The organism is Actinacidiphila acididurans, from assembly GCF_016918855.1.
Taxonomy (GTDB): Bacteria; Actinomycetota; Actinomycetes; order Streptomycetales; family Streptomycetaceae; genus Actinacidiphila; species Actinacidiphila acididurans.
This window is the reverse complement of sequence record NZ_JADKYB010000007.1, coordinates 315167-337648: the sequence shown is the minus strand read 5'-3', so window position 1 is coordinate 337648 and position 22482 is coordinate 315167. Positions and strand designations below refer to the sequence as shown.

Genomic DNA, 22482 nt, shown 5'->3' with positions numbered 1-22482 from the left:
GACGGTTGCGGAGCGGAGGGGTCAGAGCTCCTTGCGGAACTGCTCCGTCACGCCCAGCAGCAGGTCGTTCGCCTCGGTCTCGCCGACAGTGATGCGGACGCCCTCGTTCGGGAACGGGCGTACGGTCACGCCCGCGCGCTCGGTGGCCGCCGCGAAGTCCGCGGTGCGCTCCCCCAGCCGCAGCCACACGAAGTTCGCGTGGCTCTCCGGCACCGTCCAGCCCTGGCCGGCCAGCGCGTCGACCACCCGGGTGCGCTCGGTGACCAGCGCGGCGACCCGCTCCAGCAGCGCCGGCTCCGCCTTGAGGCTGGCGATCGCCGCGTCCTGGGCGAGCTGGCTCACGCCGAAGGGCACGGCGGTCTTGCGCAGCGCCGCCGCCACCGGCTCGTGCGCTATCGCGAAGCCGACCCGCAGCCCGGCCAGGCCGTACGCCTTGGAGAAGGTCCGCAGCACCGCCACGTTCGGCCGGTCCCGGTACAGGCCGACGCCGTCGGGCACCTCGGGGTCGCTGATGAACTCGCAGTACGCCTCGTCCAGCACCACCAGCACATCGGCGGGCACCCGGTCCAGGAACCGCTCCAGCGCGGCCCGGCGCACCACCGTGCCGGTCGGATTGTTGGGGTTGCACACGAAGATCAGCCGGGTCCGGTCGGTGATCGCCGCCGCCATCGCGTCCAGGTCGTGCCGCTCGTCCGCGTCCAGCGGCACCTGCACCGGCGTGGCACCGCTGATCCGGGTCACGATCGGGTACGCCTCGAAGGACCGCCAGGCGTAGATCACCTCGTCGCCCGGGCCGGCGGTGATCTGGAGCAGTTGCTGCGCCACTCCGACCGAGCCGGTGCCGGTCGCGATGTGCTCGGCCGGCACGCCGAATCGTTCGGCCAGCGCCTCCGTCAACGCCACGCAGGCCAGGTCGGGGTAGCGGTTGAAAGCGCCCGCGGCGGCGATGGCCGCCTCCAGGACGCCGGGCAGCGGAGGATACGGGTTCTCGTTCGAGGACAGCTTGAAGGCAGGCCTGCCTTCGTCCGCCTGCGCCGGGGGTCGCCCGGGCTTGTAGGTGGGAATGCCGTCCAATTCCGCGCGCAGCTTAGGGGTGCTCATGGGGTCACCTTACGAGTGGTGGGGCACCCTGTGGAGAGCCGTGACGGGCCCTGCGGGGGCGCCCCCGAAGGGGCGCGGGGACCATGCGCTCTGCGGCGCCACCGGAGTACCCAGGGGCGCGGGGTCCCCCAGACTCCGTCCGGGGGTGCCCCCAGCGCGAGCAACCCACCACCGTGGCGCGGGTCGCCACCGGCCCGAAGGGGCAATCGCTGTCGCATCCGGGCCACCGGCCGTCACTGGCTGAGCGCGCAGTTCCCCGCGCCCCTTCGGGGCACTCCCGGCGAACCGCACTGCACACGGTGGGCCTCGCCCGTGTTCAAGGCAATTCCCGGCGAACCGTACGCCCGCGGAAGGGCCGGCTCATCCCGGGTTACCCCGTAGGGGTGAGTTGCCGATGACGCTGCCGCTGGACCAATGGCCGACATTCGGCGGCGCTCATCCCGTGTTACCGCCAGAAACCAGCGTGCCGCCTGCGTATTCCGTGCCGCACTCCGATTTCGACCTTGCAGAAACCGTTCTTCGGAGGGGTTTCGAAGGCGGCAGCCGGACGGACCAGCGCCGCCCTACTATCGGGCTCGCCATGACAGCAGCAGGGAACCATCAGGCGAGCCGGCCCGTCGGACGCCGGCTGGAGCGTGCGGGCATCAGAGACGTCGCCGCCGCCGCCGGAGTCTCGATCACGACGGTCTCCGACGCGCTCAACGGCAAGGGCCGACTGCCCGACGCCACCCGCCGCCATGTCCGCGAGGTCGCCGACCGGCTGGGCTACCGCCCCTCCGCCGCCGCCCGCACCCTCCGCACCGGACGCTCCGGCCTGATCGGCCTGACGGTGACGACATACGGCGAAGAACCGTTCACCTTCACCGAGTTCGCGTACTTCGCGGAGATGGCCCGGGCCGCCACCTCCGCCGCGCTCGCCCGCGGATACGCGCTGGTCATCCTGCCCGCCTCGTCGCGGCACGACGTGTGGGGAAACGTCGCGCTCGACGGCACCGTGGTGATCGACCCCTCCGACCAGGACCCCGTGGTCACCGAACTGCTCCGGCAGGGCGTCCCGGTGGTCAGCGACGGCCGCCCGGCCGGCAGCCTGCCGGTGCACGCCTGGGTGGACAACGACCACGAGGAGGCCGTGCTCGGCATCCTCGACCACTTGGCCGCGGCCGGCGCGCGCCGCATCGGCCTGCTCACCGGCACCAGCACCGACACGTACACCCGGCTGTCCACCACCGCGTACCTGGAGTGGTGCGAACGCGTCGGCCAGGAGCCGGTGTACGAGGCGTATCCGGCGCACGACCCGTGCGCCGGCGCGGTGGCCGCGGACCGGTTACTCGCCCGGCCGGACCGGCCGGACGCCGTCTACGGGCTGTTCGACCCCAACGGCACCGACCTGCTGTCCGCCGCCCGCCGCTACGGCCTGCGGGTCCCGGACGACCTGCTGCTGGTCTGCTGCAGCGAGAGCGGGGGCTACGCCGGCACCGACCCGCCCATCACCACGCTGTCGCTCCAGCCGCGCCGCATCGGCACGGCGGTGGTGCAACTGCTCATCGACGCGATCGAGGGGATCGGGCCCGCGCATCCCGTACAGCAGGTGATGCCCACCGAGCTGATCGTGCGCGCCTCCTCGCAGCCCCGAGCGCACCGCGCGACGGTCAGCCCGCCGCGCGGCCCGGCCCACGCCGGTCAGGACACACCACGGGGCCCGACGGAGCAGTAGGACGCGGGCCCCGTCCATGCCTCGGCCCGGGGCATCGCCGGGGCCTTCGTCCCGGCTCGCGCGGAGCCCGCGTCCAGATCTTTGTCCGGGTCTTTGCCGGGGTCTCGCACAGGTCCTCGTACGGGTCCTCGTACGGCTCCTTGTCCCGGTTCTCGTACGGGCCTTCACCGGGCCTTCGTCCAGGTCTCACGAAATCCAGGTGCCTGGGTATGTCACAACGCGACAGCGTCATTCCTATGATGGGCGGATGGCGGCGCGATCGTGGAGGGGTCGATGACTCAGGGGGCAGGTCAGGGGTACGAGCCCGATTCCGGGTACCGGCCCGCGCCCGGCTACGGGTACCAGTACGAGACCGGCGCTCCGGCGTACGACACCACCGCGCCCGCGCCGGTGCCCGCCCCCGCCTACGAGCCGACCCGGCCGGACACCCCGCTGGTCCCGCCGGACTACACCCCGACCGCCCGCGACCTGCCGGTGATCTCCGCCGACGCCGAACAGCCCGCCGGCCGCGGCCCGCTGTACGTGGTCGGCGACGTGCACGGCTACCTCGACGAACTGCTCGCGGCGCTGCACGAGACCGGCCTGGTGGACGAGGAGGGCCACTGGTCGGCGGGCAGCGCGCGGCTGTGGTTCCTCGGCGACTTCACCGACCGCGGCCCCGACGGCATCGGCGTGATCGAGCTGGTGATGCAGCTGTCCGCGGAGGCCGCGGCGGCCGGCGGCTACTGCCGGGCCCTGATGGGCAATCACGAACTGCTGCTGCTCGGCGCGCACCGCTTCGGCGACACGCCCGTCAACTCCACCGGCGGCACCGCTTCCTTCCTGGCCGCCTGGCGGCTCAACGGCGGCCAGCCCTCGGACATGGAACGGCTGGAGGACCGGCACCTGACCTGGATCTCCCGGCTGGACGCCGCGCACGTCACCGACGGCCACCTGCTGCTGCACTCCGACACCACCGCCTACCTGGAGTACGGCAGCAGCGTCGAGGAGATGAACGACGCGGTCACCGGTGTGCTCCAGCGCGGGGACGCCGACGAGTGCTGGGACCTGTTCCGCAAGTTCACCAAGCGGTTCGCGTTCCGCGGCGACGGCGGCGCGGAAGCCGCCCGCGAACTGCTCGGCCAGTACGGTGGCAGCCGGGTGGTGCACGGCCACAGCCCCATCCCGTACCTGCTCGGCGAGGTCGGCGGTGACTACCCGGCGGACAGCGAGGAGCGGCCGACGACGGTGAACGGGCCGATGGTCTACGCGGACAACCTGGCGGTCGCCATGGACGGCGGCGTCACGATGGACGGCCGGCTGCTGGTGGCTCAGCTTCCGCTGGTGTCCTGAGCGGTGTCCTGAGCGGTGTTCCGAGTGGTGTCCCGAGCCGTGTCCTGAGTGCTGTCCTGAGTCCTGAGCACATTTCGTGGTTGCACCCTGTCACCGTCCCCCGTACGGCCCTACCATCGGCTTGTATCCATAGCCACACCGCTCCCCGCGCGCAACCGGCCGGCCGAGCCGGGCCCCCGGGGGCGGATCACCCGGCTCCCCGGGGGAACACCGGCCACGCACGGGGGAGTCGGAGCATCGGGGGATGCACATGACCACAGCCCCACATCTCCTCAACGAAGACCGCCCCGACTTCGAACGCGTCCTGACCACCGCCATACGGACGGTCCTCGACGACTGGCAGGACGGCGAGTCGCCGCTCAACGGGGAGCAACTGCGCACCAGAGCGCTGGCCGCCGGCGACGAGATCTCCGCGGTCGTGGCCCAGGAGTACGACACCTACTGCGCGCTGCGCGCCCGCACCCGTGACGACGCCCGGGAGTCCGCCCGGGCCAGGGAGAACCGGGCCTTCGGCTATGCCGCGATGGGGGTTGCCGAGGGGGCCGGCTCCGGAGCCGGCCTTCTGGCCGTCATGGCCGTGCTCACTCCGCTGCTCGCCGGCGCGGCGGCGGTCATCTTCCTCCTGATCGGCTACCTGCTGGGCGCGATCTCGCCCGAGCCGGGCATCGCCCACCCGCTCCGTACGGTCGGCTGGTTCTTCGCACTGGTCACCGGAGCGGCCGTCGTCCTGGGCGGCATCGGCCTCCTCCTCACCGCCCTGCGCGACTCCTCCGCCGCCATCCACGACACCCCCGACGCCATGCCCGCCGACGTCGCCGCGGCCCGCGACGCCTGGCGCGACGCCCTCCTCACCCGGGCGATGCTCCCTTTTCTCACCACCGCCCTGACCCGCACCCCCACCCCGACCCCACCCTCCCCTCCGGCCACCCAACTCCCCCACCTCGGCTACTCCCGCCCCGACTTCACCTCCCCCCACCCCCCGGAGCGCGACCCGCACGCCCACGGCTGAGGGTCACGCCGGCGGGGCCGCCCCTTCATCGCCTGGTCGTGTCGCGCCCGCGCCCGAAGAGGCCCCGGCGGACCCCAGGACCTCTCCGAGCCGAGCCGTAGCCGTAGCCGTCACCGCAGCCCGCGCGGCTACTCCGTCACCGGCAGGTACACCCGGTTGCCTGCGGCGGCGAACTCCTGGGACTTCTGGAGCATCCCTGCCGCCACCTCCTCGTCTGATGCCGAGGCGTCGGCGTCGCCGCCGAAGCGGTCTGTGATGGATTTGCTAATTTTCATGGAGCAGAACTTCGGCCCGCACATCGAGCAGAAGTGGGCCGTCTTCGCGGGCTCCGCCGGGAGGGTCTCGTCGTGGAAGGCGCGGGCGGTGTCGGGGTCGAGGGCCAGGTTGAACTGGTCCTCCCAGCGGAATTCGAAGCGGGCGTCGGAGAGGGCGTCGTCCCAGTCCTGGGCGCCGGGGTGGCCCTTGGCGAGGTCGGCGGCGTGGGCGGCGATCTTGTAGGTGATCACGCCGGTCTTGACGTCGTCGCGGTCGGGCAGGCCCAGGTGCTCCTTGGGGGTGACGTAGCAGAGCATCGCGGTGCCCCACCAAGCGATCATCGCCGCGCCGATGCCCGAGGTGATGTGGTCGTACGCGGGCGCGATGTCGGTGGTGAGGGGGCCCAGCGTGTAGAAGGGGGCCTCCTCGCAGATCTCCTGCTGGAGGTCGACGTTCTCCTTGATCTTGTGCATGGGCACGTGGCCCGGGCCCTCGATCATGGTCTGCACGCCGTGCCGCTTGGCGATCGTGTTGAGCTCCCCCAGTGTGCGCAGCTCGGCGTACTGCGCCTCGTCGTTGGCGTCCGCGATGGAGCCCGGGCGCAGGCCGTCGCCGAGGGAGTACGTGACGTCGTAGGCGGCGAGGATCTCGCAGAGCTCCTCGAAGTGCGAGTGGAGGAAGTTCTCCTGATGGTGGGCCAGGCACCAGGCCGCCATGATCGAGCCGCCGCGGGAGACGATCCCGGTCTTGCGGCGCGCGGTCAGCGGCACGTACCGCAGCAGCACCCCGGCGTGCACGGTCATGTAGTCCACGCCCTGCTCGGCCTGCTCGATCACCGTGTCGCGGTAGACCTCCCAGCTCAGCTCCTCCGCGCGGCCGTCGACCTTCTCCAGCGCCTGGTAGAGCGGCACCGTCCCGATCGGCACGGGGGAGTTGCGCAGCACCCATTCGCGGGTGGTGTGAATGTTGCGGCCGGTGGACAGGTCCATGACCGTATCGGCGCCCCACCGGGTGGCCCAGGTCATCTTCTCCACCTCCTCCTCGATCGAGGAGGTGACCGCGGAGTTGCCGATGTTGGCGTTGACCTTCACCAGGAACCGCTTGCCGATGACCATCGGCTCGCTCTCCGGGTGGTTGACGTTGGCGGGCAGCACGGCCCGGCCGGCCGCGATCTCCTCCCGGACCACCTCGGGGTGGACGTCCTCGCGCAGCGCGGCGAACTCCATCTCCGGGGTGATCTCGCCGCGCCGGGCGTACGCCAGTTGGGTGACCGGCTGCCCGGACCGGGCCCGGCGCGGCAGCCGTGGCCGCCCGGGGAACACCGCGTCGAGGTTGCGCAGGCCCCCGCGGGGTGCCGTGTGCTTGATCCCGTCGTCCTCGGGGCGTACCGGGCGGCCCGGGTACTCCTCGGTGTCGCCGCGGCCTGCGATCCAGTTCGCCCGGACCGGCTCCAGCCCCCGCCGTACGTCCGTGGTCACCGTCGGGTCGGTGTACGGGCCGGACGTGTCGTACAGCGTCACGTCCCGGCCGTTGGTCAGGTGCACCTGACGCACCGGCACCCGCAGGTCCGGCCGCGATCCGCCGAGGTACGCCTTGTGCCAGCCGAACGTGCGGGATTCCCGCGCTCCCGCGGTGTCCGTGCCGTTCGTCGTGGTTGTGCTGCCCGCGTCGTCCGTGCCGCCTTCGGTGCCCGTGGTGCGATCACCGGCAGCGTCGTACGCGTGCGCATCCTGCATGGTCATGTTGAGACCCACTCCCTACGCCGGCATTACCCGGTAACAGGTTCAGCGGTCGGCGCAGCTGTCCGCCCTCCGGCGAGTCAGCGCCCTCTCAGCCCGGTGCTCCGAGCTCCCGCGTTTGTGCAAAGGTGACGCCAACGGTAGCGGCTGGACACTTGCGCACACCAGGTCCCTTGCGATGATCGGGCGGTGGACTCCCCCCGTGCGCACCCGCACCTCCCCGGCCAGGGGCACTCCTCTGGCCACCCGCCGGTCCAGGCGCAGGCTCAGGGCCACAGCGCCGGCCCCGGAGGCGGTCACGGCCACAGCCACACCCACGCGCACGGCCCGGTCCCGCCCGTCTCGCGCCACCTGCGCAAGGTGATCGCGGCGGTCCTGATCCCCTTCGCCGCGGCGGTGGTCGCGGGACTGGTCCTGCTGTGGCCGGGCGGCGCCCCCCATCACGCCCGCAGCGGCCTCGGCTTCGACCAGCAGACCCGCGCCGGCATGGTGGCGAGGTTGGTGGACGTCTCGTGCAAGGCGGCGGGCGCGGCCCCCGACAGCACCTCGCTCGCCCCGGACACCGCCACAACCGGCGGCAGTGACGGTCAGGGGAGTTCGGCGAGTTCGAAGGCCGCAAGCGACGCCTGCCAGAAGGCGACGATCGCGGTCACCTCCGGCCCGGACCAGGGCACCACCTTCACCGAGATCGTCCAGCCCGACCAGACCCGCCGGTACACGCAGGGCGAGGGTCTGGTCCTGGCGTACGCCCCCAACGCGCCGCCCGGCATGCGCTACTCGGTCAGCGACGTGGACCGCGGTTTCCCGATGGAACTGCTGGCCGGGATCTTCGCGGTCGCGGTGGTCCTGATCGGGCGGATGCGTGGGCTGATGGCGCTGGTCGCACTGGTGGTGTCGTTCGGGGTGCTGACGCTGTTCGTCCTGCCCGCGATCCTGCACGGCGACAACCCGCTGCTGGTCGCGGTGGTGGGCAGCAGCGCGATCATGCTCGCGGCGCTGTACATGTGCCACGGCCTGAACGCCCGTACCTCGGTGGCCGTGCTCGGCACGCTGTGCTGCCTGCTGCTGATCGGCTTCCTGGGCTCGGTCTTCATCTCCTGGTGCCACCTGACCGGCAACACCTCGGACGAGACCGGCCTGATCCACACCCTCTACCCGGACATCCAGATCAAGGGCGTCCTGCTCGCCGGGGTGATCATCGGCTCGCTCGGGGTGCTGGACGACGTGACGGTCACCCAGGTCGCCGCGGTGTGGGAGCTCAAGGCCGCCGACCCCCTGACGAGTCGGCGCAAGCTGTACGCCGCCGGCATGCGGATCGGCCGCGACCACATCGCCTCGGTGGTGAACACGCTGGTCATGGCGTACGCGGGGGCCGCGCTTCCGCTGCTGCTGCTGTTCTCGATCGCCCAGAGCGGCATCGGGCAGGTGGCGAGCAGCGAGTTGGTGGCGGAGGAGATCGTCCGTACGCTCGTCGGCAGCATCGGCCTGGTCGCGTCGGTGCCGCTGACCACGGCGCTGGCCGCGCTGGTCGTCAGCGCGGACCGGCCGGCGCCTGTGACGGCCGGGGCCGCGGCGGGCCAGGGGAGCGCGGTACCGGCGGGACACCGCCGCCACCGCAAATGAGGGGACGGTAGGGCCGGTGGCGCACGGGCGCGGGGAGGCGCCCGCCGGCCGTCACCAGTCGCGCTTGTTGCCGGACGAGCCGGACGACGTGACGCGCTTCACGACGAACACCAGCGCGCCGACCAGGATCACGAAGACGAGCACCTTGAACAGCAGGCCCACCACCAGGCTGATCAGGCTCGCCACCAGGCTGCCGAAGATCACCAGCGCGATGACCGGGATGCCGATCCACTTGACCCACCAGGGCAGGCCTCTGAGCAGCTTCTCCATGTCGGTAGAACTCTCCTTCGCCGCGACGCGTTCCCGGGTCCGTCCCGGTGCGCTCCCGTACGGTCTTCCGCCGGTACTTCGACTGTAGGGCCACCGGGGTCCCGTGCGGACGGCCCCGGCGCCGGATCCGACCCTGAAGCTTCCCTTAGGGCTCCGGCGGTGAAAAGACCACCATGACCCTGAGGTCCTCGCTGATGTGATGGAAGCGGTGCGGGGTGCCGGCCGGGACGTACGCCACGCTGCCGCGGGCCACGGTCGTGGTCTCCTCACCGACGGTGAGCGCCGCGCGCCCGCTGATCACGACGTAGATCTCGTCCTGCGCGTGCGGCGCTTGCGGATCGGTGTCACCGGCCTTGAGCGCGTACAGCCCCGCGGACATGTGGCGCTCGCGCAGGAAACGCAGGTAGGCCCCCTGGTTCGCGGCGCGTTCCGCGTCCAGGTCGTCCAGCCGGAACACCTTCATCGTCCGCTCCTCCTCTTCCTGGGGATCCCCGGGTTCCGCGGCTTCGTCGGGCTCCCAGGGTTCCCCGGGTCCCCCGAGCCGCAGTCCCGCTACGGTTCCGTCTCGTCTCTTGCCCTGCTGACCAGGTCTGCGACGATCCCACCATGAGAAATTTCGTCGTCAAGACCCTGGCGAACGCCGGTGCCCTCGGGGTGGCCATATGGCTGATCAAGGACATCACCCTGTCCGGCGGCTCCACCGCGCACAAAATCCTCACGCTCATCCTCGTCGCTCTGGTCTTCGGCGTCGTGAACTGGCTGGTCAAGCCGGTGGTGAAGGTCCTGTCCTTCCCGCTGTTCATCCTCACCCTCGGGCTGATCACCCTGGTGGTGAACGCCCTGATGCTGCTGCTCACCTCGTGGCTGGCCGGCAAGCTCAGCCTGGACTTCCACGTGCACGGCTTCTGGACGGCCGTGGTCGGCGCCTTGATCGTCAGCATCGTGTCCTGGGCGCTGCACGTCGTACTCCCGGACGACGAGTGAGCGCCGCCACCCCGGACCCGACCCCGGCCCCGGGCCCGGACCCCACCCCGGGCGACAGCACCCGCAGCGTGCACGCCGGCCGCCCGCCGGCCGAGCCGTACACGCCGTCGCTGCCCGGCCCGGTCTTCGTCTCGCACTACCACCTGCCGGGCGAGGCGGCCGGCCCGTACACGTACGGCCGCGACGAGAACCCGACCTGGACCCACCTGGAGCGGGCCATCGGCGAGCTGGAGGCGCCGGACGACCCGGCGGTGACCACGCTGGCGTTCGCCTCCGGGATGGGCGCGATCGCGGCGGTGCTGCTGTCGCAGGTCCGGGCCGGGCAGACGGTGGTGCTGCCGTCGGACAGCTACCAGGCGACGCGCTCGCTCCAGGCGCGCCTGGAGTCGTACGGGGTCGCCGTACGCCTGGCGCCGACGGCCGGCGACGGGCAACTCGCGGCGCTGGAGGGCGCCCGGCTGCTGTGGCTGGAGACTCCGTCGAACCCGGGCCTGGACGTGTGCGACATCCGGCGGCTGGCCGACGCGGCGCACGCGGCCGGCGCGCTGGTCGCGGTGGACAACACGCTGGCCACCCCGCTCGGGCAGCGCCCGTTGGCCCTGGGCGCGGACTTCTCGCTGGCCAGCGGCACCAAGGCGCTGACCGGCCACGGCGACCTGCTGCTCGGCTACGTCGCCACCCGCGATCCGGAACTGGCCGCGAGCGTACGGCTGTGGCGCAAGACGGTCGGCGCCATCCCCGGGCCGATGGAGGCCTGGCTGGCCCACCGCTCGCTGGCGACGCTGGCGCTGCGGGTGGACCGGCAGGCGGACAACGCCGTCGCGCTGGCCCGGGCACTGCTGGACCGGCCCGAGGTGACGGACGTACGGCATCCCGCGCTGCCCGGCGACCCCGCGCATCCGGTGGCGGTCCGCCAGATGCGGCGCTTCGGCAGCGTGGTGTCCTTCACCCTGCCCGACCAGGCGTACGCCGAGCGCTTCCTGGCGGCCCTGCGGATCACGGCCGAGGCGACGAGTTTCGGCAGCATCCAGAGCACGGCCGAGCGGCGCGGCCGGTGGGGCGGCGACGCGGTGCCGCCGGGCTTCATCCGTTTCTCGGTGGGCGTCGAGGACGCGGCCGACATCGTCGCCGATGTGCTGCGGGCGCTGGACGAATCGCGTGAGCAGGGGCAAACGGGGGCCGGGGACGCGTGAGCGGGCGGGACCGGAGGGCGGCGGACACGAGCGAGCCGGGGCGGGACACGGGCGGCGCGCACGGGTCGGAGCGGGCGCGGACCAGCGGATCCGCGTGCTCCGATTCGCCGTCCCGGCCACGTTTGTCCCCGGCCGCCCCGCGGCAGATGTCTGGCATGCCTCCGGACATTCCCTCAAGTCCCGCCACCCGCCCGGTGGTCAAACGCACGGCCCGGGCCATCCTGCTCGACGACGGCGGCAAGCTCATCCTGATCAAGCGCACCAAGCCGGGCCTGGCCCCGTACTGGATCACCCCCGGGGGCGGGGTGGAGGACGACGACGCCGGCGTGATGGCCGCCCTCCACCGCGAGGTGGACGAGGAACTCGGCGCCAAGGTCACCGATGTGGTGCCGGCTTTCGTGGACACCGTGGAGCACATCACGGGCGACGGCGAGCACGGCGTGAAAGTGCAGTACTTCTTCGCCTGCCGGCTGGAGTCGATGGACCTGTCGCTGCGGCACGGCCCCGAGATCGACGCGCCGGACGGCGAGTACGAGGTGGTGCGGGTGCCGTTCAGCCGCATGGGCATCGCCTCGGTGGACATCGTCCCGCTGACCCTGCGGCACTACCTGGACGCGAACATCGAGGGCATCCTCGGGCTGCTCGGCCCCGACCTGGACTGAGGACGTCTCCCGTGGAACACGCGATGTTCCACGTGGAACACTCGTCGTGACCGGCGAGCACTCGCTGTCACCGGCCTGGTTCGAGCCCGAGCGCGGCGAGGCGTCGAGCGTGTGCCGAAAAATACGTCCGCCGGCAGATCGGTCCGCTGGCAAACCGGTCCGTCGACAGATAGGTCCGCCGGCAGATGATCCCGTAAGAAACCTATCTTGCTAGTCTCGACGCATGACCGCCGAGACCGCTCCCGCGCCCCGCGCGACCGCCGATCTGTCCTACCTGCTCCAGCACACCGCGCACGTGCTGACCACGCGGATGACGGCGGCCCTCGCCGAGATCGGCATGTCGCCACGCGCGCACTGCGTCCTCGCGCACGCCCGGCAGGCCGACCGCACCCAGGCCCAACTCGCGGACCTCGCCGACCTGGACAAGACCACGATGGTGGTGACCGTCGACCACCTGGAGCGGGCCGGGCTCGCCGAGCGGGTGCCGTCGGCGACCGACCGCCGGGCCCGGATCATCAAGGTCACCTCGGAGGGGGACCGGGTGGCGGCGGAGGGCCAGGCCATCGTCGACCGGGTGCACCAGGACGTGCTCGACGCGCTGCCGCAGGACGAGCGCGCCGTCTTCCTCTCCGCGCTGAACCGGCTGGTCACCGGTCATCTGGCCGTCCCCACCGAGTCCCCGGAGGGCACCTCGGGCGCCCGCCGGCCCCGCCAGTCGCGGGCCTGACACCCGTCCGCGGTCAGCCGGCGCGGTCAGTCATCCGGCGATCGGCTTGCGCGGTCAGCCGACGCCGTCCCGTACGCCCCGAACACAGCCATGCCACCAGCACACTCCCGTCATAGATAGTCTTCAACAAAACCATCTGCTACGGTCACTTCTGGCATCCCCTCCCGCCCTCGCCAGGAGGCGACCTCATGCGTCCGCGTTCCCGCACCTCCTCCCCGAGCAGCGCCGGCCAGTCCTCCGGCGCCGCCCTCGCACTGCTCAGTGCCGGCACTCTGATGATCATCCTGGACGGCACGATCGTTAACGTCGCACTGCCGTCCATCCAGCGTGACCTGGGCTTTTCCCAGTCGGGCCTGGCCTGGGTGGTGAACGCCTACCTCATCGCCTTCGCCGGTCTCCTGCTGCTGTCCGGCCGGCTGGGCGACCTGCTCGGGCGGCGCCGCGTCCTGGTGGCGGGGCTCACCGCGTTCACCGCCGCGTCCCTGGCCTGCGGGCTGGCCGGGAGCGGCGGCGTGCTGATCGCGGCCCGCTTCGTGCAGGGCGCGGCCGGCGCGATGGTCTCGGCGGTGAGCCTCGCCATGGTCGTCGCGCTGTATCCCGACCCGCGCGGCCGGGCCCGGGCGATGGGCGTTTACAGCTTCACCCAGTCCGCCGGCGGCACCCTCGGCCTGCTGGCCGGCGGCGTCCTCACCCAGAGCCTGACCTGGCACTGGATCTTCTTCGTCAACCTCCCGATCGGCGCCGCCGCGGCCCTGCTCAGCCTGCGGCTGCTGCCAGACGACCGGCCGGCCGCCCGTACGTCCGCGCGCGGCGCCGACATCCCCGGCGCGCTGCTGGTCACCACCGCCCTGATGCTCGGCGTCTACGCCATCGTGACCACCACCGGCCACGGCTGGGCCTGCGCGCACACCGCCGGATACGGCGCCCTGGCCGCGGGGCTCCTCGCCGCGTTTCTGGTCCGGCAGTCGCGTGCCGCCCGCCCCCTGGTGCCGCTGCGGCTCCTCCGGTCCCGGACCGTCGCCGGCGCGGGTCTCGTCCAGGTCCTGATGGTCGCCGGCGGCTTCGGCTTCCAGTTCCTGACCGCCTTGTACATGCAGCGGGTGCTCGGCTGGGACCCGCTGGAGATCGGCCTGGCCATGGCGCCGGTCGGCGCGGTCATCGGGGTGATGTCACTGGGGCTGTCCGCGCGGCTCGGCGCCCGCTTCGGGGAGCGCGCGGTGCTGCTGCCGAGCCTGGCCCTGTTCGGCGCCGGCTTCCTGCTGCTGGCCCGGGCACCGTCCGCGCACGCCGATTACGCCACCGACGTGCTGCCCGCCTTCCTGCTGTTCGGCATGTCCTTCGGCCTGGCGATGCCCGCCGTGATGACGCTCGGCATGGCGCAGGCCACCCCGGAGGACTCCGGGCTGCTCTCCGGAGTGTTCACCACCGCCCAGCAGATCGGCGGCGCGCTCGGCCTGGCCGTCCTGGCAGCGCTCGCCACCGCCCGCACCGACCACCTGCTCGCCGCGGGGCGAGCCCCGGCCGCCGCGCTGACCAGCGGTTATCACCTGGCGTTCGGCACGGCCGCGGGCCTGCTCGGTGCCGCGACGCTCGCCGCGGCGGTGCTGCTGCGCGCGCCCGCCGGCCGTACCGGGGCCCGGCCGAAGCCGGCGGGCGGCATGGCAGCGGTCAGTGCCAGCCCGGGAAGCCGCCCGGCACCGGGGCCTGCGGATCGTAGGGCTGACGCGTGAAGACGAACGAGCCGAGGTCGAGATGGCTGACCGAGCCGTCCGGCCGGCGCACCACCCGCAGCGTCTCGCCCGCGTAGTAGCCCTCCAGGCCGGTCCAGGTGCCGTCGGGTTCCACGTGGAACCGTGATCCGCGCCCGTTGCCGCTCAGCGGCGCGAGGTCCAACTCCCCGGAGGCCCGGACCCGCAGCCCGAACGCGTTCGTGCCCCAGTACCAGGGCCCTGCCAGGTCCAGCAGTGCCGGGTCGAGCGCGCCGGCCGGGCGCCAGGGCGCGGGAAGGGCGGGCTCGGCGTCGGCGGTGATGGTCAGCAGGTCGGCGGCGATTGCCCCCACCCGCGGCCCGGAGGTGCAGTTGGCCAGCACCAGTGCGCCGACCCCGTCGGGCACGCTCACCCACAGCGCGGCCAGGAAGCCGGGCATCGACCCGGTGTGCCCGGCCAGCATCCGGTCACCGCGGCGCGTCAGCTGCACCCCGAGCCCGTACCCGCCGTCGGGGTCGGTGGCGTCGGCGGGTGCGGCCGGCGCGCGCATCGCCGCCACCGTCTCCGTACCCAGCACCCGGTCGTCCCCGGCCGCCAGGAACGCCGCCCACCGGGCGAGGTCCGCGGCGGTCGACCACAACTGCCCGGCCGGCGCCATGCGTCCGGTTTCCTGGACGGCCTCGGGCACCATCACGTCCGCCCACGGGTGCACGGCGAAACCGCCGGCCGCCGGCTGCTGCGGCAGCAGGGTGGTGCGGGTCATCCCCAGCGGCTCCAGCACCTCCGCGCGCAGTGCCTCGCCCCACGGCATCCCCCGCAGCCGCTCCACCAGCGCGCCCAGCAGGGCGTATCCGGGGTTGGAGTAGTGGTGCCGACTGCCCGCCGGGTGCTTGGCCGGGGCGTCGCCCAGCACGTCGGCCAGTTCCGGCCGCAGCTCACCGGGAGTTCGCTCCCACCAGGGGCCCGGCGTCTCGGCGGCCAGCCCGGAGGTGTGCGCGAGCAGTTGACCGACCGTGAGGCCGGCCGCCGGTCCGGCGTCGGGCAGGTGCCGGCCCACCGGATCGGTCAGTTCCAGCCGTCCCTCGTCCCGCAGCCGCATCACCAGCACGGCCACGAACGTCTTGGTGATCGAGCCGATCCGGTACTGGGTGTCGGTGTCCGGCGCATGTCCCTCGATCATGCTGCGCGACCCGAACCACACCAGGCGCCCGTCGCGCACCACCGCCCCGACCAGCGACGGCGCCCTGCCCTCGGTCTGTCCGACGGCGATCCGGTGCAGCAGTGCCCGGCGGGTGCCAGGCAGCAGGTCGTGTGCGCGCGGCCCTGCCGAGTTGACGTCTGTCGCGGCGACGTCGCCGGGCCGGATCTTGCCGGGGCCGGGCGGGAACGCGGGATCAACTGTCACTCGTCGAAACCTCTCTGCCGTGCGGGGACGGGCCGGCCGGCCCGTCGTCGTCACGATAATCCGCCCGGGCCATCGCCTCTCGGCGCCACCATGCCGAAACCCCAACCCCCGTACCTGCCGGAACGGTTGACACCCCACCCGGCCAGGCGTAGACATCGCTTCGGTCAGAGAGCGCTCTCAGTACTGATTCGTTCCTTCACCCCACGCCAACACGACCGGCCGGGAGCGCACCGGTTCATCCCCCACGCAACGAGCCGAATCCGACACGTAGGAGCACACATGAGGGGCACCCCGATGGGGCTCTCCCAGCTCTCCCTATCCCGTAAACGTTTCCGACCCTCCCCCCAGACAGCGGTCCTGCTGACGCTGGCCATGGTCGCCTCGATCTTCCTGGCGATCCTGCCCGCCGCCTCGCACGCCGCGACCCCCACACTGCTCTCCCAGGGCAAGCCCGCCACCGCGTCCTCGGTGCAGGACGCGTTCACGGCCAGTGCGGCGGTGGACGGCGACACCGGCACCCGCTGGTCCAGCCTGGCCAGTGACCCGCAGTGGCTCCAGGTCGACCTCGGCTCGAGCCAGTCGATCACGCAGGTCACCCTCAACTGGGAGACCGCCTACGCCACGGCCTTCCAGATCCAGGTGTCGAGCGACGGTTCCACGTGGAACAGCATTTATTCCACTACGTCCGGCACCGGCGGTGTGCAGAACCTGAACGTCACCGGCACCGGCCGCTATGTGCGGATGTACGGCACCGCCCGCGCCACCCAATGGGGCTACTCACTGTGGGAGTTCCAGGTGTACGGCGGTTCCGGCGGCAGCACCCCGCCCCCCACCTGCGGCAACACCACCGCCGCCCTGGGCAGGCCGGCCACCGCCTCCTCCACGGAGAACGCCGGCACCCCCGCCTCGGCTGCCTTCGACGGCAACACCGGCACCCGCTGGTCCAGCGCCGCCTCCGACCCGCAGTGGGTCCAGGTCGACCTGGGCAGCTCCCAGAGCATCTGCGGCGCCCAGCTCAACTGGGAGACGGCGTACGCGACGGCGTACCAGATCCAGGTGTCGAACGACGGTTCCACGTGGAACACCGCGTACTCCACCACCACCGGCCCCGGTGGCGTGGAGAACCTCACCTTCAACGCCACCGGCCGCTACGTGCGGATGTACGGCACCCAGCGCGCCACTCAGTGGGGCTACTCGCTGTGGGAGTTCACCATCCTGACCCCCGGGGGCGCCACCACCCCGCCCAGCGGGGGCAACGGCAACTGCCCGTGGGTCGGCTCCACCCAGCCCATCGCCACCCGTGTCTCGCAGGTCATGGCGCAGATGACCAACGCGCAGAAGGTGTCGATCCTGCACGGCAACAACAACTCCTCGCCGTACATCGGCAACATCACCGGCATCCCGTCGCTGTGCATCCCCAACATCGGCCTCCAGGACGGTCCGCACGGCGTCGGTGACGGCCTCGGCGGCGTCACCCAGATGCCGTCCGCGAACGCGTCGGCCGCCACCTGGGACACCGCGCTGGAGCAGCAGTACGGCTCCGCCATCGGCGCGGAGTTCGCCGGCAAGGGCGTGCAGGTCGCGCTCGGCCCGACGCTGAACATCGTCCGTGACCCGCGCTGGGGCCGGTCCTTCGAGACCTTCAGCGAGGACCCGTACCTCAACGGGCAGATGGCCACCGCCGACATCAAGGGCATCCAGAGCCAGGGCGTCATGGCCGAGATGAAGCACGTGGCCGTCTACAACATCGAGAACCCGGCCGGCACGGTCATCGTCGACCAGCGGACGCTGCAGGAGATCTACCTGCCGGCCTTCCAGGCCGCCGTCCAGCAGGGCTCGCCGGCCGCGGCGATGTGCGCGTACAGCATCGTCAACAACGTGCCGGCCTGCCAGAACCCGGCGCTGATGAACGTCGGCCTCTACCAGCAGGCGGGCTTCGGCGGCTTCATCACCAGCGACTGGGGCGGCACCCACTCCACCGCGGACTCCGCGAACGCGGGCCTGACCGTGGAGATGCCCAACGGCTACTTCTACGCCGACTTCCTCGCCCAGGCCGTCGCCCAGGGCACGGTCAGCCAGGCCACGCTGGACACGATGGTGAGCCGGCTGCTCACCCAGTTCTTCGCGTTCGGCCTGTTCGACAAGGCGCCCAGCGGCAACCGGGACGCGACCGTCACCACCGCGGCGCACGCCCAGGTCGCCCTCCAGGGCGCCGAAGAGGGCGCGGTCCTGCTGAAGAACAACGGCATCCTGCCGCTGTCCACCTCCACCACCCACTCGATCGCGGTGATCGGCTGGGACGGCGGCGCCGGCGTGCAGACCATCGGCGGCGGCAGCGCCACCGTCACCAGCCCCGGCACGGTCTGGCCGATCACCGGCATCCAGAACCGGGTAGCGGGCACCGGCACCACCGTGACGTACAACGACGCCACCAACCTGGCGTCGGCGGTCACCCTCGCCCGCAGCTCCGATGTCGCGATCGTGTTCGCCAGCGACAACTACGGCAACGAGGAGCACGACACCACGACCCTCGACCTGCCCAACAACGGCGGCAGCTCGGTCGCCCAGAACGACATGATCGCCCAGGTCGCGGCGGCCAACCCGCACACGATCGTGGTGCTCAACACCAACTCGGCGACCAACATGCCGTGGCTGAACCAGGTCGCGGGCGTCTTCGAGGGCTTCTACCCGGGCCAGCAGATCGGCACGGCGATGGCGGCGCTGATCTTCGGCGACGTCAACCCGTCCGGCAAGCTGCCCGTCACCTTCCCGAAGTCCCTCGCGGACGTGCCGGCGAACACCGCGGCGCAGTGGCCGGGCACCAACGGTCAGGTCCAGTACAGCGAGGGCCTGAAGGTCGGCTACCGGTGGTACGACGCGCAAAACATCCAGCCGCTCTTCCCGTTCGGCTACGGCTTGTCGTACACCACGTTCGGCTTCTCCAACCTCCAGGTCGGGGCGCTGAACGGGAACACCGCGACCGTGCATGTCACGGTGACCAACACCGGGTCGCGGGCCGGTACGGACGTCGCTCAGCTCTACGTGGGCGACCCGGCGTCCACCGGTGAGCCGGTGCACCAGCTGCGCGGCTTCCAGCGGGTGACCCTGAACCCGGGCCAGGCGCAGACGCTCACCTTCACGGTCAGCACGCACGACCTGGCGTACTGGAACACCAGCGGCAACACCTGGACCACCGCGGCGGGCAGCTACCAGATCCTGGTCGGCGACTCCTCGCGCAACCTCCCGGTGTCCGGCACGCTCAGCGTCCCGACCACCGTCAACGGCGCCGTCGCCGCCGGTGCCGGGCCGAAGGCCGCGACCGCCACGACGTCGACCCAGGCCGCGACCCTGTCCGTGCCCAACCCGCACGGCATGAGCAGCCCGGCGCACCAGGCCGTGAACTGGGTCTTCGACCCGAAGAGCGCGGCCGGCACCAGCTACTCCGCGACCGGCCTGCCGCCGGGCATCACGCTCGGCTCGACCGGCACGTTCAGTGGCTCGGCCGGCGCGAAGGGCACCTGGACGGTGACGGTCACCGCCCGGAACACGTCGGGCGCGACCGGCTCGGCCACCTTCGTGTGGACGACCACCTGAGAACCGCTCCTGCTCCCTGAACCAAAGGGACGCCCCCGGACCGCTCGCCGGTCCGGGGGCGTCCCCGTGCCAGCGAGGTCCAGCCATCCGGTCATACGGTACGAAAGTGGGCGAATCGATATGATCAGCATCATGCGGCTGCACGGCAGGGACAGCGAACAGCGGGTGCTGCGTGAGGTGGTACGGGCCGCGGCCGACGGGAGCGGCACGGCCCTCGTCCTGCGCGGCGAACCCGGCACCGGCCGGACCGCCCTCCTGGACTGGGCGGCGACAGCCCTCTCCGGGGCGGGTTCCGGCACGGACTCCGGCTCCGGCACCGACGACGTGGGCTCGGACTCCGGCTCCGGCACCGGCACCGACGACGTGGGCTCGGACTCCGGCTCCGGCTCCGGCGATGTGGGCGCCGGCCCGGGCCCCGTCCTGCGCTGTGCCTGCGTCCCGGCCGAGACCGTCCTCCCCTACGCGGGCCTGATCCGGCTGCTGCGGCCCCTCTTCGACCTGGTGGACCACCTCCCGCAGCCGGAGCGGGGGGCGCTGCGGGAGGCGCTGGGCCTTGCGGACGGCGGCGCCGACGCGGACACCACGGACGACGGCCACTGCGACGACTCCTTCGACGGTGTGCTCGCCGACCCCGACCGCCGGTTCCTGGTCGGCCCGGCGGTACGGTCCCTGCTCGCCGAGGCCGCGCGCCGCTCGCCCTGCCCCCTGTTGTGCCTGGTGGACGACGCCCACTGGCTGGACGAGGCCTCCGCCGAGGCACTGGTCCTCGCCGGCCGCCGCCTGTCCGCCGACCCGGTCGCCCTGATCCTCGCCATGGACGACGACCCCGCCGACCCCCTCCCCGCCCCCCGCCTGCGCACCCTCCCCCTGACCGGCCTGACCCCGACCGCCGCGTCCGCCCTCCTCTCCGCCCGCCGCCGCGACCTGCCCGAACCCGCACGGCAACGCCTGCTGGCCGGGTCGGGCGGCAACCCGCTGGCCCTGCTGGAACTGCCTCCGGGAGCCGACGGCGGCCCGCTCTCCGACCGGCTGATCCGTACGTTCGCCGCCCGGATACGGGAGCTGCCCGCACCGACCCGGCGCGCACTGCTGCTGGCCGCGGCCGAGGGAACGGGGGACATGGCCGTCGTACGCGAGGCCGGTGCGGCGCCCGGAGCGCTTGCCCTGGCCGGTGGCCTGACCAGGGATGACGGGGCTCTCCGGCACCCGCTCGTGGCCGTCGCCGTACTGCGGACGGCGTCGCCCGACGAGCGGCGAGCCGCGCATGCCGCGCTGGCCACCGTTTTGAAGGGTCGCCCCGGGTGCGCGGACCGGCGAGCCTGGCAGCTCGCGTGGGCGGCGCCCGGTCCGGACGAGGCGGACGAGACGGTCGCGCAGGAGCTCGAGCGTACGGCCCGGCGGGCACTGCGGCGGGGCGGCCGGGAAGCGGCGGCCCGGGCGTACGAGGAGGCCGCCCGGCTCAGCACCGAACCGGCCGTGCGGGCGCGGCGGCTGGTGCCGGCCGCGGAATGCTGGGGCGGGACCGTACCTGTGGAGCGGGCGGGGGCGGCGGAGGAGGCGTCCGCGGCCCGGGCAACCGGTACGAACCTCCGGCCCGGTGGGGCCGATCGGCGGGCCTCCGATGCCCCGCGGGCAGAGACCGCGCGAGCAGAAGGGGTGCTCACGGACCCCGGGTCCGGCACGAACCCGCTGCCCGAAGCAGCGGGCCGGCACAGCGCACGAACTGCAGCCGGGCAGACGGACGCGGCTCCCGCAGGCCAAGCCGGCGGTGCGGGCTTGCAGCCCGGAACAGCCGGCCCCCGTACCCCCGGCGCCCGGGCCCAAGCGGCCGCCGAGCAGGCGGAGGCCATTCTCGCGGACCCGGCCGGCGGAGCCGGTGCGCTGCCCGGGACGGCCCAGCTGCGGGCTCGGGCCGCGCGGGTGCGGGCTGCCGAAGAGTTCGCGCAGGGCCGGCCGGGCAAGGCACACGCCCTGCTCATCGAGGGGGCGCGGGGGATCGGGGGCACCGATCCGGGGCTGGAGCTGCGGATGCGGCTGGGTGCGGTGGAGGCGGCGTGGGCCGCGGGGGACGTCGGGATGCTGGCGGTGACGGCGGACGGGCTGGACGCAGCGCGGTTGCCGGACGGGGATCCGTTGGTGCCGGTGGGGGGGCTGCTGGGTGGGCTGGTCGCGCTGCCGCTGGGTCGGCCGCTGCCTCCGGGTGGGCTTCCGCCGCTGGCCGAGGCGGTGGCGGGGGCGCGCGAGGGGGGCGTAGGGGCGCCGGACGAGGTGGCGCTGATCCTGGGGGCGGGGCTCGTGACCGGGCACGAGCGGGAAACACGGGACGTGGCGTCGGCCGTCGCCGAGGAGGCCCGGGCGGACGGGCGGCTCGGCCTGCTGACCGTCGCGCTGGCGCTGCGGGCCACCGCGGAGGTGCTGCTCGGCGAACACGCGCGGGCCGGGGCGAGCGGGCGGGAGGCGCTGGACTTGGCCCGTGACACCGGCCAGGACCGCTGGGCCCGGCACGTGTGCGGGGTGCTGGCGTATCTCGCGGCGGTCGGCGGTGACCGGACCGGCTGCCGGGTGCTGGCCGCGGAGGCGCTCGGCGGCACCCCCGGTTTCGGGCGCGCGGGCACCACCTGGGCGCACTGGGCGCTGACCGTGCTCGACCTGGGGGCGGGCCACCTCGATGCGGCGCTGGCCCGGCTCGACATCGCCGCTCCCGCCCCGGCCCGCTTCGACCCGCCGTTCAGCCGCGGCCTGCCGGACCTGATCGAGGCCCTGGTCGCGCTCGGCCACACCCCGGAGGCGCGCGAACTCACCCGGCGGGTGTCCGCCTGGGCGCTCCGGCTGAACCTGCCCGCCGCCGAGGCGCTGCTCGCCCGTTGCCGCGCGCTGGTCGCGGTCACGGACGCGGAGGCGGAGACGTATTTTCGTACCGCCCTCGAACTCCACGCTGCCGATCCCCGCCCCTTCGACCGGGCCCGTACCGAACTCAGCCGGGCCCGCTGGCTGCACCACCGGCACCGTGTCCGCGATGCGGTCCCGCACCTGGCCGCCGCCCGGGCCGCCTTCGTCCGGCTTCAGGCCGCGCCGTGGTCGGCCCAGGCCGCGAAGCTGGCCGCCGGATCGGCCGGGCTGATGGCGGGGGCGCGCGGGGGCTCCGTACCGGACCGGTGAGCTGCG

16 protein-coding genes are annotated in these 22482 nt (G+C 72.8%); 11 read left to right on the top strand and 5 right to left on the bottom strand.

Annotated features, from left to right (window positions below; genetic code table 11):
• Positions 1 to 21: 21 nt before the first annotated feature.
• Positions 22 to 1101 (bottom strand): histidinol-phosphate transaminase, encoded by a 1080-nt coding sequence (gene hisC, locus ITX44_RS15825; protein WP_205357849.1) that lies wholly within the window; start codon positions 1099 to 1101, stop codon positions 22 to 24.
• Between the two features lie 580 nt (positions 1102 to 1681).
• Here hisC and ITX44_RS15820 point away from each other — a divergent pair.
• From ITX44_RS15820 to ITX44_RS15810, 3 genes are all read left to right on the top strand, one after another.
• A complete protein-coding gene (locus tag ITX44_RS15820) occupies positions 1682 to 2815 on the top strand; it encodes a LacI family DNA-binding transcriptional regulator (RefSeq protein ID WP_205357848.1) in 1134 nt (377 codons plus the stop codon).
• Between the two features lie 273 nt (positions 2816 to 3088).
• Complete coding sequence (locus tag ITX44_RS15815; RefSeq protein WP_205357847.1) at positions 3089 to 4147, top strand: metallophosphoesterase; 1059 nt, start codon at positions 3089 to 3091, stop codon at positions 4145 to 4147.
• 250 nt (positions 4148 to 4397) lie between these two features.
• A complete protein-coding gene (locus tag ITX44_RS15810) occupies positions 4398 to 5156 on the top strand; it encodes a hypothetical protein (protein WP_205357846.1) in 759 nt (252 codons plus the stop codon).
• Positions 5157 to 5284: 128 nt separating this feature from the next.
• Here the strand turns inward: ITX44_RS15810 and thiC are convergent, their stop codons facing one another.
• Positions 5285 to 7147 carry a phosphomethylpyrimidine synthase ThiC gene (gene thiC, locus ITX44_RS15805; RefSeq protein WP_372440930.1) on the bottom strand — a complete coding sequence of 621 codons (1863 nt, stop codon included), beginning with the start codon at positions 7145 to 7147 and terminating at the stop codon, positions 5285 to 5287.
• 192 nt (positions 7148 to 7339) lie between these two features.
• Between thiC and ITX44_RS15800 the strand changes: the two genes are divergently transcribed.
• Positions 7340 to 8773: a YibE/F family protein gene (locus ITX44_RS15800; protein ID WP_205357845.1), complete on the top strand. Its 1434-nt coding sequence runs from the start codon at positions 7340 to 7342 to the stop codon at positions 8771 to 8773.
• Positions 8774 to 8824: 51 nt separating this feature from the next.
• Here the strand turns inward: ITX44_RS15800 and ITX44_RS15795 are convergent, their stop codons facing one another.
• Entirely contained in the window at positions 8825 to 9043 is a 219-nt protein-coding gene (locus tag ITX44_RS15795) for a DUF5326 family protein (protein WP_205357844.1), read from the bottom strand.
• 145 nt (positions 9044 to 9188) lie between these two features.
• Positions 9189 to 9506, bottom strand: coding sequence for a cupin domain-containing protein (locus ITX44_RS15790; protein ID WP_205357843.1), 318 nt, complete (start codon positions 9504 to 9506; stop codon positions 9189 to 9191).
• Positions 9507 to 9649: 143 nt separating this feature from the next.
• On the opposite strand from ITX44_RS15790, the gene ITX44_RS15785 reads away from it, so the two are divergent.
• The 5 genes from ITX44_RS15785 (at position 9650) to ITX44_RS15765 (ending at position 14339) form a co-directional block, all read left to right on the top strand.
• The gene (locus tag ITX44_RS15785; protein WP_205357842.1) at positions 9650 to 10027 is read left to right on the top strand and encodes a phage holin family protein; all 378 of its coding nucleotides are present in this window, start codon (positions 9650 to 9652) and stop codon (positions 10025 to 10027) included.
• Positions 10024 to 11220 carry a cystathionine gamma-lyase gene (locus ITX44_RS15780; protein WP_205357841.1) on the top strand — a complete coding sequence of 399 codons (1197 nt, stop codon included), beginning with the start codon at positions 10024 to 10026 and terminating at the stop codon, positions 11218 to 11220. Before ITX44_RS15785 ends, ITX44_RS15780 begins: the two co-directional genes overlap by 4 nt.
• A 155-nt stretch (positions 11221 to 11375) precedes the next feature.
• Positions 11376 to 11882: an NUDIX domain-containing protein gene (locus ITX44_RS15775; RefSeq protein WP_205357840.1), complete on the top strand. Its 507-nt coding sequence runs from the start codon at positions 11376 to 11378 to the stop codon at positions 11880 to 11882.
• 223 nt (positions 11883 to 12105) lie between these two features.
• On the top strand, positions 12106 to 12609 hold the full coding sequence (locus ITX44_RS15770) for a MarR family winged helix-turn-helix transcriptional regulator (RefSeq protein ID WP_205357839.1): 504 nt from the start codon (positions 12106 to 12108) through the stop codon (positions 12607 to 12609).
• A gap of 188 nt (positions 12610 to 12797) precedes the next feature.
• Positions 12798 to 14339: a DHA2 family efflux MFS transporter permease subunit gene (locus ITX44_RS15765; protein WP_205357838.1), complete on the top strand. Its 1542-nt coding sequence runs from the start codon at positions 12798 to 12800 to the stop codon at positions 14337 to 14339.
• On the opposite strand, the gene ITX44_RS15760 is transcribed toward ITX44_RS15765, so the two are convergent.
• Positions 14278 to 15624, bottom strand: a complete 1347-nt coding sequence (locus ITX44_RS15760) for a serine hydrolase domain-containing protein (RefSeq protein ID WP_236060729.1) — start codon at positions 15622 to 15624, stop codon at positions 14278 to 14280. The genes ITX44_RS15765 and ITX44_RS15760 overlap by 62 nt on opposite strands.
• A gap of 471 nt (positions 15625 to 16095) precedes the next feature.
• Here ITX44_RS15760 and ITX44_RS15755 point away from each other — a divergent pair, with 471 nt between their 5' ends.
• Positions 16096 to 19317 carry a discoidin domain-containing protein gene (locus ITX44_RS15755; protein ID WP_307795291.1) on the top strand — a complete coding sequence of 1074 codons (3222 nt, stop codon included), beginning with the start codon at positions 16096 to 16098 and terminating at the stop codon, positions 19315 to 19317.
• A 132-nt stretch (positions 19318 to 19449) separates the two neighbouring features.
• Positions 19450 to 22476, top strand: a complete 3027-nt coding sequence (locus ITX44_RS15750; RefSeq protein WP_205357835.1) for an ATP-binding protein — start codon at positions 19450 to 19452, stop codon at positions 22474 to 22476.
• Positions 22477 to 22482: the final 6 nt, after the last annotated feature.